Genomic DNA, 14991 nt, shown 5'->3' on the forward strand with positions numbered 1-14991 from the left:
TCCGCCAGGCAGCGAATCAGCTACTTCGGCTCCGCCATCAAGGCCTCGACCGTGGCGATGACATCGGGGTCGTCCCACTCAATGGCGCTGTTGACCGAATAGCGCACGCGGCCGTCACGATCGAGAATGAACGAACTGGGGAAGGCAAAAACGCGCCAATCGGCAGCCACCCGTCCGTCGAAGTCCATCAGGACCGGGAAATCCACCTGCACCTCTTGCATGAAGGCCGTGATGTGCTCGGCGCTTTCCTGATAATTGACCGATACGATGGCGAAGCCCTCGCCCAGGGTCTCGGCCATGCGGTTCATCGACGGGATCTCGTGCACGCAGGGCGGACACCAGCTGGCCCAGAAATTCAGCAGCACCACCTGGCCGTCGTAATCGGACAGCGACTGCTCGTCACCCAGGTGATCGGTCAGCGCGAAGTCCGCGACCGGCCGTGGACGATCGCGCGCCACCAGCCCGCGGCCGACTTCGATCGCACGGGTGGCCTCCGGCAGCGGCGCGGCCGCCAGCGGGCGCGGGACGCTGGCCAGGAGCCGGCCCGCCTGCAGCAGTTGCGCAGGCAGGCGCTCGGCCGCGGCCTGTTCCTCCGGCTCGGGATCGGTGCGGCGCAGGTAATAGAAGTCGCGCACATCCGGGACCGTCTGCACGAACACCGCACTGCCGCCGCGGCGCAGGTCGGTCAGGATGTCGTCCAGGTGCCAGCGATAGACGCCCTGTGCGGGCTGCAGCAGAAAGACCGGCAGACTGGTAGCACGCACCACATCGACGAACTCGGCGTGGGCACCCGCCACCGGCGTGTCGACCATCAGGTTGGGGAAGGCCAGCGCCGCACCGAGTACGTAGGCCGCTTCGGGGCCGTCCTCCTGCCACTGACGCAGGCCGCGCAGGGCGGTGATCGCCGGGCGGCCCGAGGCGACCAGCATCACCTGCTTGCCGGTCTGCGCGTGCGCCGCGCGCAGCAATGCGGCCACACTGACGCCATCCAGGCTGCGCATGCTCTCATTGGTGCGCGGGAGGAAATGGGCATCCAGCAGATCGACCTGCCAGACCTCCACGCCCATCGCCGCCAGCTCGTGCCCGAAGCGCGCATGGTTGGCGTGTTCGCCCGCCTGCGGAAGCAGCCACAGGTAGAGCCGATCGCCAGTGGCCGGGTACACGGTGACGCCCAGGTCGACGCCGGCCGGATCGGTGACTGTCAACGTCCGCGATTCAACCTCTCCGGCACCCGCCGGCGGAAACAGCAGAAGCAGAGACAGCAGCAGGCACAGACGCGGCAGGAATCGTGTCGACACGCGGGCATCCATCAAGGGAACCAACCGCGACTATAGCGTCCCGTCATGCCCGCGGGAACGCCGCCCGGAAGAGCCCCGAGGGATTGGGTCAGCGCGGGTGCGTATGCCGGAACGTGCGTAGACGGCGGGTCTTTTCCACCATGCGCCAGAGGGAACGGCAGTTGTTGTAGCGCGAGACGTGCTGCAGCGGCACCCAGAGGATGTCGTTCGACTCGTCGCTGCCGGGCACCGGCAGGCGGTCGTCGATTTCCAGCAGGAAGCGCACGTCGATGTGCTCGTGCATCGGGAAATGCGGGCTGGCCGGGATGGTGTGGATATCGAGATCGAAGACATCCTCTTCCACCAGGCGGATCTGCTCGGGGGCGAGGCCAGTCTCTTCGTGGGTCTCGCGCAGCGCCACCTGCAGGATGTCGGCCTGGCCGTCGGCATGCCCGCCGGGCTGGAACCAGCGGTGGTGCTTGCCGTGCAGCAGCAACAGGGCCTGCTCACGGTCGGGGCTGACCACCCAGGCGGAACCGGTTACATGCGCGGGCAGGAGATCGCAGTGGAAGCAGTCCGGGTGCTCGCTGACGAACTCCAGGGCGCGGCGGACGTAGCCGGCCTCCTCGATGAAGGTCGTCTGGTGTCGGGCGAGCAGGTCCAGCAGCTGGGCGCGATGCATCTCAGGTCCCGGCGGGGTTGTGCAGCGCGTGGATCGCCGCACGCGCCGCCTCGTCCACGTCGCCTTCCCGTCCCGCGAGGGTCAAGCGACCAAAAGCGCCGACTGCGCGCACGTCGATCAGCGAAACATTGGATGCCTTCAGTGCCTGGTTCGCGGCATAAATGATGTAGCCGGCCGGTTCCGCCTCGAGGATGAACATGCTCTGGTCCGGCAGGATCATGTTCCCGCGGCGGTTCTGGCGGTTGATCAACACGGTGTGGTCCGGGGTCATCCCACGGATGGTCTCCTGCCACGGGATGCGACAGGGCTGGCGGTCCTCCTGGCTGGCACCGAGACGCTCCAGCAGCACCCGGCCGGCCTCGATCACCTCGCTCTGGCTGCGATGGTGAATCACCATGGAGCCGAATTCGCGCTCCACCACCTGCTGCGCGAGGTGCACGTTGGTCGCCTTCAGTGCGACGTCGGTCAGGCGGTGCACCGCCATCCCCGGGGACACTTCCACCCACAGGCAGGAGTCTCCCGGAACGGGCAGGAAGCCCTGGGAGACCGTAGCCATGTATTCCGCCAGCTGCGGCTGGAGGGAATCCATGTAGACGTAGGTGCGCAGCTGGATCATCGATTCGCTCTGGGCCAGGGCCCGCGGCCCATGGTTCCCGCACGTTGCGGCCCGAACCCGCGCGGGAATTCGCGCACGCCTCATGCAAGCCGCCCCGAAATGGGCGGGCTCGCGTGCACACGCGGGAGAATTGGAGGACGTATTGTGAACGCAGCGCGCGCCAAGCTCAACGTTGAGTGCCTTCAGGGGCCGGCCTTCGGGCGGCCACACGTCCCGGGAAGACGCTCGTATAATGCAACGCCAACCCCGCAGCCACAGGGATTGTCATGCCGAAGCAGGATGCGGAACACCTCCTCGCCAGCGTGGAAGACGCCGATCTCGATCTGGCCGAGACCCTGCGCCAGCTCGTGGACTGGCTGCGCCCGGAAGACCCGCGCAATGTCGCGCCGGTGATCTCCCGTATTGAGCAGTTAACCCTCGCCCTGGGCGAGAACCCGCGCCTGCAGGACCGGCTGCGTGAGCGCCTGGAGGACGGGCTGGAGGACGCCCGGCACCTGACGCTGTACACCGGGATCGGGCTGTTCTCGCGCAAGGGTTTCTTCCGCGAGGCCGCGGAGCTGATCTACGAGCGGATCAATCCGCGCCCGATGGACCGGGGCGACCTGAAAGACGTGCTTTATCACGTGTTTCACCAGACCGATGACGCCGCCTGGGTTGCGGCCCTGCCGGATGATGCCTGGTGGCGCCTGCTGGAGGCCCTGGGCTGCCTGACCGGGGAACACCCCGGGGTCCTGCAACGGGCGCGCGAGGAGATCCTCTACGCCCTGGAGATGCTGTCGATCTGGGTGGCCGCGGAGGAGCTGGAGCCGGAACTGCTGCGCCTGGACCCATCGATCGCCGAGCACAACTCGGCCTTTGTCGCCCAGGAGCGCGAGATCTCCGCCTACGTGCGTGACTACCGCGCCGCGCTGGAAGACCCCGATCACGAGCGCATGGATGACCGCCATGCCCGGGTGCTACTGGAGCAGTGCAGCGAGCAGATCGCGCGCCTGCGCCAGCTGGCCATCACCCATGGCAACAGCCTGTCGCTCACCCACCTTCTGGAACGTCTGGACCAGACCCTCGGCCGCATTCACAAGCTACTGGACCTGCTGGAGCCGGACGCGGACCGCGACACGCGCGCGGCCTCGGTCGGGGTGTTCCGCGAACTCATCACCATCAGCGCCCGCCAGCACGGCGTACGCGCGCTGTGGCAGGACAACATCAAGCTGGTCTCGCGCAGCATCACCCAGCAAGTCAGCGACACCGGCGAGCACTACATCACGCAGTCGCGCGGCGAATACTTCCAGATGCTGCGCTCCGGAGCCGGCGCCGGGCTGATCATCGCGGTCATGGCCCTGATCAAAATCCAGATCGAATCCCTGGGACTGTCCCACGCGGTCAACACCCTGTGGGTGAGCCTGAACTACGGCCTCGGCTTTGTGCTGATCCACATCCTGCATTTCACCGTGGCCACCAAGCAGCCGGCCATGACCGCCGCGCGTCTGGCCGCCGCCATCGAAGAAAGCGAACGCGGCACAGCCGATCCACGAACGATGGCCGATCTCCTGATGCGGGTGGGCCGTTCGCAGTTCGCCGCCGTACTCGGCAACGTGGGCATCGCGCTGCCGACCGCCATCCTGATCGGTCTGTTTGCGGCGGGTCTGTTCAGCGCACCAGTCCTGTCCGGTCGTGAGGTCGACTACCTCGTGGACGGGCTGCACCCGATCATGGGCCTGGCGCTATTCTTTGCCGCGATCGCCGGAGTCTGGCTGTTCGTCTCCGGCCTGATTGCGGGCTTCTTCGACAACCGCTGCGCCTACCTCGACCTGCCCGGCCGCCTGCGCGAGCATCCGCTGCTGCGCCGGTTGCTGCCGACCGGGGCACGCCACCGCCTGGCCGACTGGATCGGCCACAACTACGGTGCACTGATCGGCAACTTCCTGTTCGGCGTGCTTCTGGGAGTGACCGGATATGTCGGCTACCTGCTGAACCTGCCCCTGGACATCCAGCACGTCGCCTTTGCCTCGGCCAACCTCGGCTATGTCACCGCCAGCGAAGCGCCCGGGCTGGGCATGTTCGTCCTGTTTCTGGGGTTCGTGCTGCTGATCGGGGCGGTCAACCTGTGGGTCAGCTTCGGGCTCGCGCTGTACGTTGCGCTGCGCGCCCGTGGCGTGCGCATCGGGACCTTTGGCCGCGTCGTTCGCGCCTATGGTCGCCACCTGCGCGAACGTCCGGGCGAATTCCTGTTCCCGCCCGGCGCGCAGACCACGACCAACGGAGGCGACGACGAGTCCGATGCTCGTTAGCAGGGCCTTGCGTCTGCTGGCGCCGACACTCGCGCTATCGCTCGCCGGCTGTGCCGGGACGGTACCCAGCCCCTCCGGTGACGAGACCCGCACCCCGATGATCGCCTCCGAGGTGATCCACACGACGGATGGCGACCGGCTGCCGCTGCACCGCTGGGGGCCGGACACCCCCGAGCAGGTTGTGCTGGCCCTGCACGGCTTCAACGACCACGGTGGCAGCATGCAGGCGCTGGGCGAGGCGCTGGCCGGGCACGCCATTGCGGTGTATGCCTATGACCAGCGCGGCTTCGGAGCCACGCGCAACGCTGGCTACTGGTCCGGTCACCGCCTGCTGGCCGAGGACGCCCGCACCGCACTCCGGCTGCTGCAAGAGCGCTACCCCGACCAGACGCCCTACCTGATCGGCAAGAGCATGGGCGGCGCTGTCGCGCTGCTGGCGATGGAGGAAACGACCGATTCCGCCACTGCATCGCCCCGGGTCGCCGGCACGGTCCTGATCGCCCCGGCGGTCTGGAGCCGTGGCGACATGCCCTGGTATCAGCGCTTCGGCCTGTGGCTCGGGACGCGCCTGGCGCCCGGCTGGCGCCTGGACGGCGAGATGGCCGCTGACCTCGACATCCACCCCACCGATGACCCCGCGGTGCTACAACAGATGCGTGACGACCCGCTGGTGTTGCGTGATGCCCGCATCGATGCCCTGGACGGCCTGACCACCCTGATGACCCACGCGCTGGAGGCGGGCCCGGCTTTGCCCCCACCGAGCCTGACGCTGTACGGAGCGCGCGACGATCTGGTGCCACCCTTGCCCCTGGCGCGCCTGCTGGAGGCCCTGAGCGCCCAGGGATCCGATGACCATCGGGCCGCGCTGTACCCCGAGGGCTATCACATGCTGACCCGGTATACCGGGGCCGAGACCACGTTCGACGACATCGCCGCCTGGCTGCGGGACCCCCAAGGAAGCCTCCCCTCGGGCCACGAACGCTCGCCCGACGCCCTGGCGCAGTACCTGCGCGAAAAGCACTGACTCGGGTTTCTCTGGCCACCACCGCGCGCTGGCGCTACGGTGGACCCAGCCAACCTTCGGAGAACGCCCTATGAGCCACTCGACCCCCAACCGCCTCGACGACCTGGTTGCCCGCAGCCGCCGCGATCAGGCGGAACGGGAACAGGGCTACCGCGAGCAAGCGTTGAAGATGTATCCGTGGGTATGCGGCCGCTGCGGGCGCGAATTCACCCGCGTCAATCTGCGCGAGCTAACCGTGCACCACCGCGACCACAACCACGACAACAATCCATCCGACGGCAGCAACTGGGAGCTGCTGTGCCTGTACTGCCACGACAACGAACACCAGCGCTACACCGACGCCACTCCGGGCAGCGGGAATACGGCGAGCACCTCCTCGGCCACCCACAACCCGTTTGCCGGGCTGGCCGGGTTGCTTGACACGAACGACCGGGGCGGCGACGACTCGAAGGCGTAGAACGACTGCGGGCTGGAGTCGGCATCGGGTCAGAGCCGGCGCCACCAGAACTGCAATGGCTTGAGGCTCTCCTGCCTCTCGCCGATATCCGGCCACGGGAAGTGGCCAACCCGCCCCTCGGCGCGCCGGTAGCCGCGCTTCTTCCAGAACCCGTCCAGGGGCCGGTAACCGGCCGGGCGTCGCGGGTGATCCTCCGGGCGCACCACCGCGCAGAAGGTGGCATGGGCAAAGCCCAGGCGCCGCGCTGCCGCCTCGCGCTCGTCGAAGAACCGGTGCCCGGCTCCCGAGGGAGACGCTGATTGAATCGCGCTCTCGCGTTGGTGCCCCCTGTTTTCCGAGACAAGGCGCGTCGTGCAGCGGGTAGTGGTTCTACCCGCAAGCGGCGCAACGCAGGATCGGGGAACAGGGGGCACCAACCCCACAAGCGATTGAATGCAGGGGCTCGGCCGCTTTTGCGCGCGAACAGCGTTGCGGCTCCCTTGTGCAGAGGCAGTCGCCGCGCCTTGTTCGCACGCAAAAGCGACTCGAGCGCGAGCGCGCGATTCAATCAGCGTCTCCCTAGCCGCGAAACTCCGGCTCCAGCACTGACTCCGCGAGGTAGTAGTACGCCGCGGGATCCAGGTTCTGCGCGCGGAACGGTGTCTGGAACTCCGCCTCGGCCGCAGCCAGCGGCAGCGCAGTGGAGGCCCCCACGACGCGATCACCTTCCAGCGCGAGTACCAGCGTACTGTCCGGGCAGTCGACGTAGTCCTGCAGATACCGCTCTTCGTACTCCGCGCTGCCGTCGTAGAGATATGGCCACTCGCGGAAGACTGCGATGCGCAGGCGTGCAACATCCTCCAGATAGGGGGCAATCCCCGCCCCTCCCACGCTCCTGAACTCCATTCGTCCTCCCGGCATGGCAATCAAACCGGCGCCGGCGTGTCCGCAGGGGCCTCTCGGCCGACACCACGCAAGAGGCGCCCAAGGATATCCGACCCACTCAATATCCGGCGCTGACTATCGGTCCACAGCAGGATCACGTCGTCCCCAACCACCGTGTCGCCGCTGCTGGCCGGGCGCACCCGGAAATGGGGTACCAGGCTGCCCAGCCGGTGGCTGCCATCACGCACGACCAGCGGGTGATGGCAGTGATGGTGGGGATCGAACCGCTCCGGCGCAAACAGCGCCTCGCGGGTAAAATCCGCGACCCGGATCACCGTGCGCGGCTCGCCCTCGGGATCGATGACCACCATCCAGCTGCGACCCGGCCCATTGAGTCGACGCAGGAACGCATCATCGGTACGGGGCTCGATCGCCGGGAACACCGGACGCCCGGCCTCGAAGTCCAGCGTGATCACGCTGTCCGGGGCCAGCGCCTGGCCCTCGTGTTGCACCAGGATGTCGTCCAGCTCGAGGAAATTCCGCGCGCCCCGCCCCTCGACCCGGGTAATCTCGCTGCCGTGGGCCTGCATGTGCAGGTCGATCAGGTGATGCAGATCCCGCTCGGGGAAGAAGCGAATCTCCTCGCCCCCCAGCCAGCGGTCCAGCACCCAGGCAGTGGGCCGTGCCACCGGGTACATCAGGATCTGGTAGAAGCGCAGCAGTGGATACAGCGCCCCCGCGACCCGCAGGGCATGCCGCGAAAAGTAGGACTGCGGCAGAATCTCGGCAAAGATCGTGATCACCACGGTAGAGAACAGGAATGCCGCCACGCCGCCCATCACCGAACCCGACAACAACGCCAGCAGCACGTTGACGGAGACGTTTCCCCAGAGAATGGTCACCAGGGCAAAGTTGGCATCGGCGCGCAGGGCCAGCAGGCGCTCCGCGCGCCGGTCGCCCTTCTGCGCCTCGACCTCCAGCTCCAGCTTGCTGCGCGAGAACAGTCCGAGATTGAGTCCGGACAGAATCGCCGATTGGGACAGGCAGACGAGGATACCCAGCCAGGTGAGGACGCTCATGGGGTCTTTTCCTTGGGCAACACGGCGCACGAACGGGAGAGGCTTCAGGGTACCGCGTGGCAAGCCGTGCGCGCCCGCACGGAACGTACGTTTCGTCATGCCAAGCCGCACCCGCAAACCGGCAAAACATCTACACTCGGAGATGGGGCCGATGCCTGTCGGGCCGGCGCCACAGCGGCCCGGTACGTCAGGAAACGGCCGGTCGGGCCACCGAATACGCTACAGGAGGATCTGCATGGATACTGTCTGGATCGTTGTCGCCGACGCCGCACGAGCCCGCATCTTCACCTGCGAGGGCCGTGCCTGCCAGGGGATGCACGAGAGCGAGACGCTCTCGCACAGCGAATCCCGCGCCCACAATCAGGATCTCGTCTCGGATCGTCCCGGGCGCAGCTGGAGCAGCGCCAGCGGGGACGCCCGCCACGCCATGCAGGACAGCACCGACCCCGCCGCCAACGAGCGCAACCGCTTTGCCCGACAGGTGGCCGAACGCCTCAAGTCCGCCCATAACGACGGCACCTTCAAAAAACTGGTGATCGTCGCCGCCCCCTCGTTCCTGGGCGCCCTGCGCGAAATGCTGGACCCGACCGTCGCCCATAGCGTCACCGCCGAGGTCGCCAAGAACATCACCAAGTCGACCGACGCCACCACCCTGCGCAAGCACCTGCCCGACTTCCTCTACTAGGCACCATTCCAGCCCTGGCCCCGCATAGCGGGGCCAGGGTGCGACCGGTCGGACCCAACGCCCCTCAACGCTTGCCGAGATCGTCCGGCTGCAGCGTGCCCAGCAGGCGCGGGCCGTCGGCGTGTGGCTCGAACACCGCCATTTCCGCCTCCTCGATTTCCACATCCGCGGCGTGGCGCAGGTTGAGATCGTGGCCCACAACGACGATGTTTTTCTCCGGATCCCTGGGCGGAGTATTTAGATGCCCCCGAAGGCCTTCGATCAGGTCCTCGCGGCGTTCATCGTCCTGGATAATCGGCAGATTGTAGAGCTCGGTCCGAATCTCGTAGTCACCGAAGGCATAGTGCGCGGTCTCCCAGTTACGGCAGAACTCGCTGGTCAGTACCTGCTCCACCGGGATCGCGTAATGCTCGAAGCCCTTGCCCACCTGGCGCGCCTGCTCGCGCCCGTGCGTGCTCAGATTGCGCTGTCCTTCGCAATCGTCCATGTCGGACAGGTCGTAGTCGTCATGCGAACGATCGGTCGCCGCATGCCGCCAGTACACCACCAGCCCACCCGCCTGCATACGCTCGATCAGCGCATCCGGTGCCAGCGTCTCCGCATCTGCGGTAGCGAACGCCACCAGCAACAGGGCCAGGATTGCGCTCAGCATCCCATTTCGCATGCCGTCCTCCTCGCGAGTGATGGATTCGGTGTTTCCCTTGTGTGCGGACGCTCTGCGGCCGCGGTACCCGGCACCCACCGGGCCCGCGCCTCACAGTCTCCCGGGGCTCAGTCGAAATCGTCGGGCGTCAGCACCCCGAGTACCCGGGGCGAGTCGCTGCCGGGCTCGAACACGGCGATTTCACCCTCGTCGATGCGCACCCGGGCGGCCTGCTGAAGATTGATGTTGTGGCCCACGATCACCACGTTCTTCCCGGCATCCCCCGGCGCCGTCACCAGATAGCGCCGCAATGCATCGAGTAACTCCTGCTGGCGCTGACGGTCACGCACGGGCGGCACATTGAACAGGTCGTCACGGACCTCCCAGGAATCCTCGCCGAAGGCAATCCGGGCGCTGTCGACATTGCGGCAGAAGGGCGAACTCAGGATGCGCTCGACCGGGATCGCGTGGCGTTCGAAGCCCTCGCCCACCTGACGCGCCTGCTCGTGCCCGCGGTCGTCGAGATTGCGCTGCCCCTCGCAACGGCTCATGTCGGACAGGTCGGTGTCCCGCTGGCTGCGGTCGGTGGCCGCATGCCGCCAGTAGATCACCAGCCCACCCGCCTGCATGCGCTCGATCAGCGCATCCGGGGCCAGTGTGTCGGCGCTCGCGGTTACGGGGGGAAATCCAAGGATGATCAGGAACAAGAACCAGCGCCGAAGCATCGGGACCTCCAGTGAGGAAGGGGTTCAACGAAGCAAGAGACCGTCACCCAAGGGCATCGGTTCGATATATGTTCTGGGCGCAACCATCCGCCTGGCGCGTTGACGCCCCCCGACCCCAGCCCTAGTATGCCGTCACCCCCTTGCCCGGAAACCCGCGTCCCCATGACCTATTGTGTCGCCATCGATCTGGACGACGGTCTCGTCTTCGCCTCCGACTCCCGCACCAATGCCGGCGTCGACCAGGTCAGCACCTACAGCAAGATGCACACCTTCGAGATCGAGGGTCAGCGGGTCTTTGTGGTCCTCGCTGCCGGCAACCTCGCCACTACGCAATCCGTGGTACAGCAGCTCAAACGGGACATGGAAGAAGGTGCCGACGAGAGCCTGGCCACCGTGGAGCGCATGTCGGATGCGGCCGACTATCTGGGCCGGCTCAACCGCGAAGAGGCGGAAAAGCACTCCGAGGCACTGTCCCGCTCCGGCATCAAGGCCGAGGCCACGCTGATCATCGGCGGCCAGATCGGCCAGGACGCGCCGGCGATCTTCATGGTTTACCCGCAGGGCAACTACATCACCACCTCGCAGCAGACACGCTTCTTGCAGATCGGCGAGAGCAAATACGGCAAGCCGATTCTGGACCGCATCATCGACCCGACCACCCCGCTGGGCGATGCCGCGCGCTGTGCCCTGGTCTCCATCGACTCGACGATCCGTTCGAACCTGACCGTGGGGCCACCGATCGAGGTGATGGTCTATGAGCGCGGCACCCTGACCTTCGACCATTACCTGTGCCTGGAGACGGACGACGACTACCTGCGGTCGCTCACCCAGGCCTGGGACATGAACATCAAGAAGGCCTTCACCGACCTGCCGCGCTTCGACTGGGAATCCGCCCACGAACGCAAGCTGCGCGGGACGCGCGTCAGCCGCGGCTCCGGCAAGACGGCGGGGTCTTCCTCGGCCAAGACGAAAAAGCCGCGGCGCTGAACACCGCAGCGCGGCGACGCTACGCCGCCTGAGTCTGCACCTGCGCCGGCGAGGCCAGGAACCAGGTCTCGGCGTTCGCGCCGTGAATATCTCCGATATCCCGCTGCAGCACGTCGATGAAGGCGTGCAGGGCCTCTTCCTTGATCAATTCGTCCACGTGCGCATCGGCCGCGTGACGGCGCCCCTGGATCACCAGGCGCAGGGGCAGTTCGTTGTTCGGCAGTTTTTCCAGCGCGTCCTGTACCTGGGTCAGGGCGTGGGTAACCGACCGCGGGAAGGCGGTGTCCTGCAACAGGTAGCGCACCACATCCACGCCGTTGATGCGCCGCTTCACATGCTGACGATACATCTGGAAGCCGCTCTCCGAACGCAGGATGCTGGTCCACAGCAGTCCCTCGTAGGGGCCCGGGTCCTCGCCGTCCTTCTTCAGGTGGCGCAGTGCGCCAACGTCGATCTGCCGCGTCCCCATGTCGGCCCGCTCCAGGTTGCGCCCCAGGCGGATAAAGTCGTAGGCGGCATCGTGGCTCATGGTTCCGGCCAGCAGCCCGGTCAGGGTCTGGCAGCGCTGGATCACGTCCGAGAGGAATTCGAAACGCCCGCGCTTGCCGATACCCTGATCGATATGGTCGCGCGCGAACAGATAGAGTTCGTTCATCACCTCCCAGGCCTCGGAGGGCACCAGATCGCGCGTGGTGCGAACGTTCTCGCGCGCGGCGCGCAGGGAGTTGAGGATGGAACTGGGGTTGTCGGCATCGGCCAGCAGGAACTTCACGCAGTTACGTTCATCTTCGCGCTGGTAGTGGTTGTCGAACAGGGCCTCGTTACCGGTGACGTCCACCAGCCCCTTCCAGGACAGCTGCACCGATTTCGGCATGTCCAGCGCCAGCAGATTGAAGGCCATGACCATGCGCGCCGTGTTCTCGGCACGCTCAACGTAGCGCGCCATCCAGTACACGCGTTCTGCGACTCTCGAGAGCATCTTAGTTCTCCTCGTCCACGATCCAGGTGTCCTTGCTGCCCCCGCCCTGCGAGGAGTTCACCACCAGCGAGCCCTTGCGCATCGCCACGCGGGTCAGCCCGCCGGCGGTCACGTCGGTGCGCACCCCCTGCAGGACGAACGGGCGCAGATCCAGGTGCCGCGGTTCGATCTCGTCACCGCACAGCGTCGGGGCCACCGAAAGGTCCAGCGTCGGCTGGGCGATGTAGTTGCGCGGGTCTTTCTTGATCAGCTGGGCGAACTCGGCCCGTTGCTTCTTGGTTGCGTGCGGGCCGACCAGCATGCCGTAGCCACCGGACTCATTGGCCGGCTTCACCACCAGCTCGTCAAGGTGATCCAGCACGTAGGCACGATCCTTCTCGTTGACGCAGAGATAAGTCGGCACGTTGGGGATGATCGGTTCCTGATCCAGGTAATAGCGGATAATGTCCGGCACAAAGGCATACATCACCTTGTCGTCGGCCACGCCCGCGCCCGGCGCGTTGGCGAGCCCCACGTTGCCCTGGCGCCAGGCGCGCATCAGCCCGGGCACGCCCAGCATCGAATCCGGATTGAAGACCTCCGGATCCAGGAACTCGTCGTCGATGCGCCGGTAGATGACGTCGACGCGCTCCAGACCATCGATGGTGCGCATGTAGACGCAGTCGTCGTCGCCGACCACCAGATCCGCGCCCTCCACCAGCTCCGCGCCCATGCGCTGGGCGAGGAAGGAGTGCTCGAAGTAGGCCGAGTTGTAGATCCCCGGCGTCAGCACCGCGATCTCCGGGTAGTCCTGCGGACGCGGCGAGATCGAGGCGAGCATGTCGAACAGCTGGGTGGGATATTCATCCACCGGCAGGATGCTGGAACTCTCGAAAAGCTCCGGGAACACCCGCTTGGTGACTTGCCGATTCTCCAGCATGTACGACACGCCGGAGGGCACGCGGAGGTTGTCCTCCAGCACGTAGAACTGCCCCGAGCCGTCGCGCACCAGGTCCGAGCCGCAGATGTGTGCCCAGACGCCCTGCGGCGGCTTGATGCCAACACACTGTTCGCGGAAGTTCTTTGACTGGTTCAGGACGTAGCGCGGAATCACCTTGTCCTGGAAGATCCGCTGCTCGTTGTAGATATCGTCAATGAACAGATTCAGGGCATTCAGGCGCTGCTCCAGGCCGGCCGTGACCTGATCCCATTCCTTGCGCGCAATGACCCGCGGGATGATGTCGAACGGCCAGGCGCGGTCGATGTTCTCGCCTTCGGTGTAGACCGTGAAGCTGATACCCATCTCGAGAATCGCGCTGTCCGCGGCCTGCTTGCGGCTGTGGATCTCGCCCGCGTCCAGCGAGGCCAGGTATTCCGCGAGTGCCCGAGCCGGAGGGCGTGGCTGGCCAGGTTTCTCGATCAGTTCGTCGTAAAACGGGGCGGAATCGTATTGCTTCCAGTCGATGGCCATTCGTCGGGTCCTCTGACGCGGGGATGGTGTTGTTCTACAGTAACGCCTTTTGGCGACAGTCGACGTTTCTGCCCACAGCGTTTCGTCCGGCCCGCCCCGACCGAGGTTCCCATGTCCGACGCACTCGAACAGCGCCTGATCGAACTCTACCGCCACCCAAAGATCCAGGGATGCAACTGGCAGCCACGGTTGTTCTGGTATGCGGCCGCAGACGGCACGCCCTTCGGCAGGTTGCGGGTGGACGGGCGGGAACTGGAGGTGTTCCTGGCAACAATCCTGGGGGAACCTTCAACGGAACAGGCCGGGCTGGATGCCGAGCGGGACGGCCGCGGGCAGTTTCTCGCCGCCAATGCGCGGCGCCACGAGCTGCCGTTGTTCACCCGCCGCTGACCAGCCATGGCCTTGTCACAAGCCCTGCCATCGCAAGGAATGTGGCGACATGGCGGCCTTCCTGGGCGGCCAGGCAACCGAACCGAACAAAACGCAGGGGATACGGACGGAGGTTGCTTCGTCGCTACGCTCCTCGCAATCACGGTGCTCGTGGCGGCGCCATGCGAGGACGAACGTTCAGACAGGCTTGCGGAATTCGACCTGTTTCCAGTAGCCGAACAGGCTGGCCGGGGCGACCATGCAGGGCTCCTGCCCGGTCACGCGCACGAAGTCCTCGTATTCCATGTCCGGCCGGAACCCAACGGCCTTCGACAGCGGCCGCAGGCAGCGCTCGACGCCGCGCAACAACCATTGCTGCGAGGCAAAGTGGTTGACCACCAGCAAGCGTCCCCCGGGGCGGCAGACTCGCCACATCTCGGCGAACAGGGCATCGGGGTTGGGTACCACGGTGGCCACATACATCGCGACCACCGCATCAAAGCTATTGTCGGCGAAGCCGAGCTGTTCGGCATCCATCTCGCACAGGCCGGATACCGCCGGCAGACCGCCGTTCAGGCGCCCACGCGCAACCTCCAGCATCTCGCGGGATACATCGATCCCCACCACCTCGCAGTCATCCGGATAATCCGGCAGCGAGATCCCGGTGCCGACCCCGACCTCCAGGATGCGCTTGCCCGAGACCGGCGCCAGGGTCTCCCGCGCGCTGGCCCGCCCGGTCGCGAACACTCGACCGAAGGTGGCATCGTAGTGGCGAGCGTAGCGCCGGTAACTTTTGCGAATGCTGACGAGGTCCATGCCCACGCGTCCCGAGTCTGAATGGCCGGGCGCCGGAAAAAGCAACGCCC

General features: G+C 66.2%; 15 protein-coding genes and 2 pseudogenes. 6 read left to right on the plus strand and 11 right to left on the minus strand.

The window, feature by feature from the left end:
* Nucleotides 1-20 precede the first annotated feature (20 nt).
* The 3 genes from D575_RS0112185 to D575_RS0112195 form a co-directional block, all read right to left on the minus strand.
* A complete protein-coding gene (locus D575_RS0112185) occupies nt 21-1310 on the minus strand; it encodes a TlpA disulfide reductase family protein (protein ID WP_018146201.1) in 1290 nt (429 codons plus the stop codon).
* 76 nt (nt 1311-1386) lie between these two features.
* Entirely contained in the window at nt 1387-1959 is a 573-nt protein-coding gene (locus D575_RS0112190) for an NUDIX hydrolase (protein ID WP_018146202.1), read from the minus strand.
* Between the two features lies 1 nt (nt 1960).
* Nucleotides 1961-2575 (minus strand): BMC domain-containing protein, encoded by a 615-nt coding sequence (locus tag D575_RS0112195; protein WP_018146203.1) that lies wholly within the window; start codon nt 2573-2575, stop codon nt 1961-1963.
* Between the two features lie 266 nt (nt 2576-2841).
* Between D575_RS0112195 and D575_RS0112200 the strand changes: the two genes are divergently transcribed.
* The 3 genes from D575_RS0112200 to D575_RS0112210 all read left to right on the plus strand — a co-directional run bounded on the left by D575_RS0112200 (nt 2842) and on the right by D575_RS0112210 (nt 6344).
* Nucleotides 2842-4863, plus strand: coding sequence for a site-specific recombinase (locus D575_RS0112200; RefSeq protein WP_018146204.1), 2022 nt, complete (start codon nt 2842-2844; stop codon nt 4861-4863).
* Nucleotides 4853-5887, plus strand: coding sequence for an alpha/beta fold hydrolase (locus D575_RS0112205; protein ID WP_038032303.1), 1035 nt, complete (start codon nt 4853-4855; stop codon nt 5885-5887). The genes D575_RS0112200 and D575_RS0112205 overlap by 11 nt, the downstream gene beginning before the upstream one ends.
* Before the next feature lie 70 nt (nt 5888-5957).
* Complete coding sequence (locus tag D575_RS0112210; protein WP_018146206.1) at nt 5958-6344, plus strand: YajD family HNH nuclease; 387 nt, start codon at nt 5958-5960, stop codon at nt 6342-6344.
* Nucleotides 6345-6373: 29 nt separating this feature from the next.
* On the opposite strand, the pseudogene D575_RS14250 reads toward D575_RS0112210, so the two are convergent.
* From D575_RS14250 to D575_RS0112225, 3 genes and pseudogenes are all read right to left on the minus strand, one after another.
* A pseudogene (locus D575_RS14250) lies at nt 6374-6628 on the minus strand (hypothetical protein); the annotation flags it as partial.
* Nucleotides 6629-6901: 273 nt separating this feature from the next.
* Nucleotides 6902-7229, minus strand: a pseudogene (locus D575_RS0112220) (hypothetical protein); the annotation flags it as partial.
* Between the two features lie 20 nt (nt 7230-7249).
* Nucleotides 7250-8287 (minus strand): DUF21 domain-containing protein, encoded by a 1038-nt coding sequence (locus tag D575_RS0112225; protein ID WP_018146208.1) that lies wholly within the window; start codon nt 8285-8287, stop codon nt 7250-7252.
* A gap of 235 nt (nt 8288-8522) precedes the next feature.
* On the opposite strand from D575_RS0112225, the gene D575_RS0112230 reads away from it, so the two are divergent.
* Entirely contained in the window at nt 8523-8972 is a 450-nt protein-coding gene (locus D575_RS0112230; RefSeq protein WP_018146209.1) for a host attachment protein, read from the plus strand.
* A gap of 64 nt (nt 8973-9036) precedes the next feature.
* Here D575_RS0112230 and D575_RS0112235 read toward each other — a convergent pair whose 3' ends face one another.
* Both D575_RS0112235 and D575_RS0112240 read right to left on the minus strand, forming a co-directional pair.
* On the minus strand, nt 9037-9636 hold the full coding sequence (locus D575_RS0112235) for a histidine phosphatase family protein (RefSeq protein ID WP_018146210.1): 600 nt from the start codon (nt 9634-9636) through the stop codon (nt 9037-9039).
* A gap of 107 nt (nt 9637-9743) precedes the next feature.
* A complete protein-coding gene (locus D575_RS0112240; RefSeq protein ID WP_018146211.1) occupies nt 9744-10340 on the minus strand; it encodes a histidine phosphatase family protein in 597 nt (198 codons plus the stop codon).
* 162 nt (nt 10341-10502) lie between these two features.
* On the opposite strand from D575_RS0112240, the gene D575_RS0112245 reads away from it, so the two are divergent.
* Entirely contained in the window at nt 10503-11327 is an 825-nt protein-coding gene (locus D575_RS0112245) for a proteasome-type protease (RefSeq protein ID WP_018146212.1), read from the plus strand.
* Between the two features lie 19 nt (nt 11328-11346).
* Here D575_RS0112245 and D575_RS0112250 read toward each other — a convergent pair whose 3' ends face one another.
* Nucleotides 11347-12306 carry an alpha-E domain-containing protein gene (locus tag D575_RS0112250; protein ID WP_026313083.1) on the minus strand — a complete coding sequence of 320 codons (960 nt, stop codon included), beginning with the start codon at nt 12304-12306 and terminating at the stop codon, nt 11347-11349.
* A gap of 1 nt (nt 12307) precedes the next feature.
* Nucleotides 12308-13756, minus strand: a complete 1449-nt coding sequence (locus D575_RS0112255) for a circularly permuted type 2 ATP-grasp protein (protein WP_018146214.1) — start codon at nt 13754-13756, stop codon at nt 12308-12310.
* Nucleotides 13757-13867: 111 nt separating this feature from the next.
* Here D575_RS0112255 and D575_RS0112260 point away from each other — a divergent pair, with 111 nt between their 5' ends.
* The gene (locus tag D575_RS0112260) at nt 13868-14146 is read left to right on the plus strand and encodes a hypothetical protein (RefSeq protein ID WP_018146215.1); all 279 of its coding nucleotides are present in this window, start codon (nt 13868-13870) and stop codon (nt 14144-14146) included.
* Nucleotides 14147-14323: 177 nt separating this feature from the next.
* Here the strand turns inward: D575_RS0112260 and D575_RS0112265 are convergent, their stop codons facing one another.
* Complete coding sequence (locus D575_RS0112265) at nt 14324-14941, minus strand: class I SAM-dependent methyltransferase (RefSeq protein ID WP_018146216.1); 618 nt, start codon at nt 14939-14941, stop codon at nt 14324-14326.
* Nucleotides 14942-14991 lie beyond the last annotated feature (50 nt).

Origin of the sequence: Thioalkalivibrio sp. AKL6 (assembly GCF_000376905.1) — a bacterium.
Lineage (GTDB): Bacteria > Pseudomonadota > Gammaproteobacteria > Ectothiorhodospirales > Ectothiorhodospiraceae > Thioalkalivibrio > Thioalkalivibrio versutus.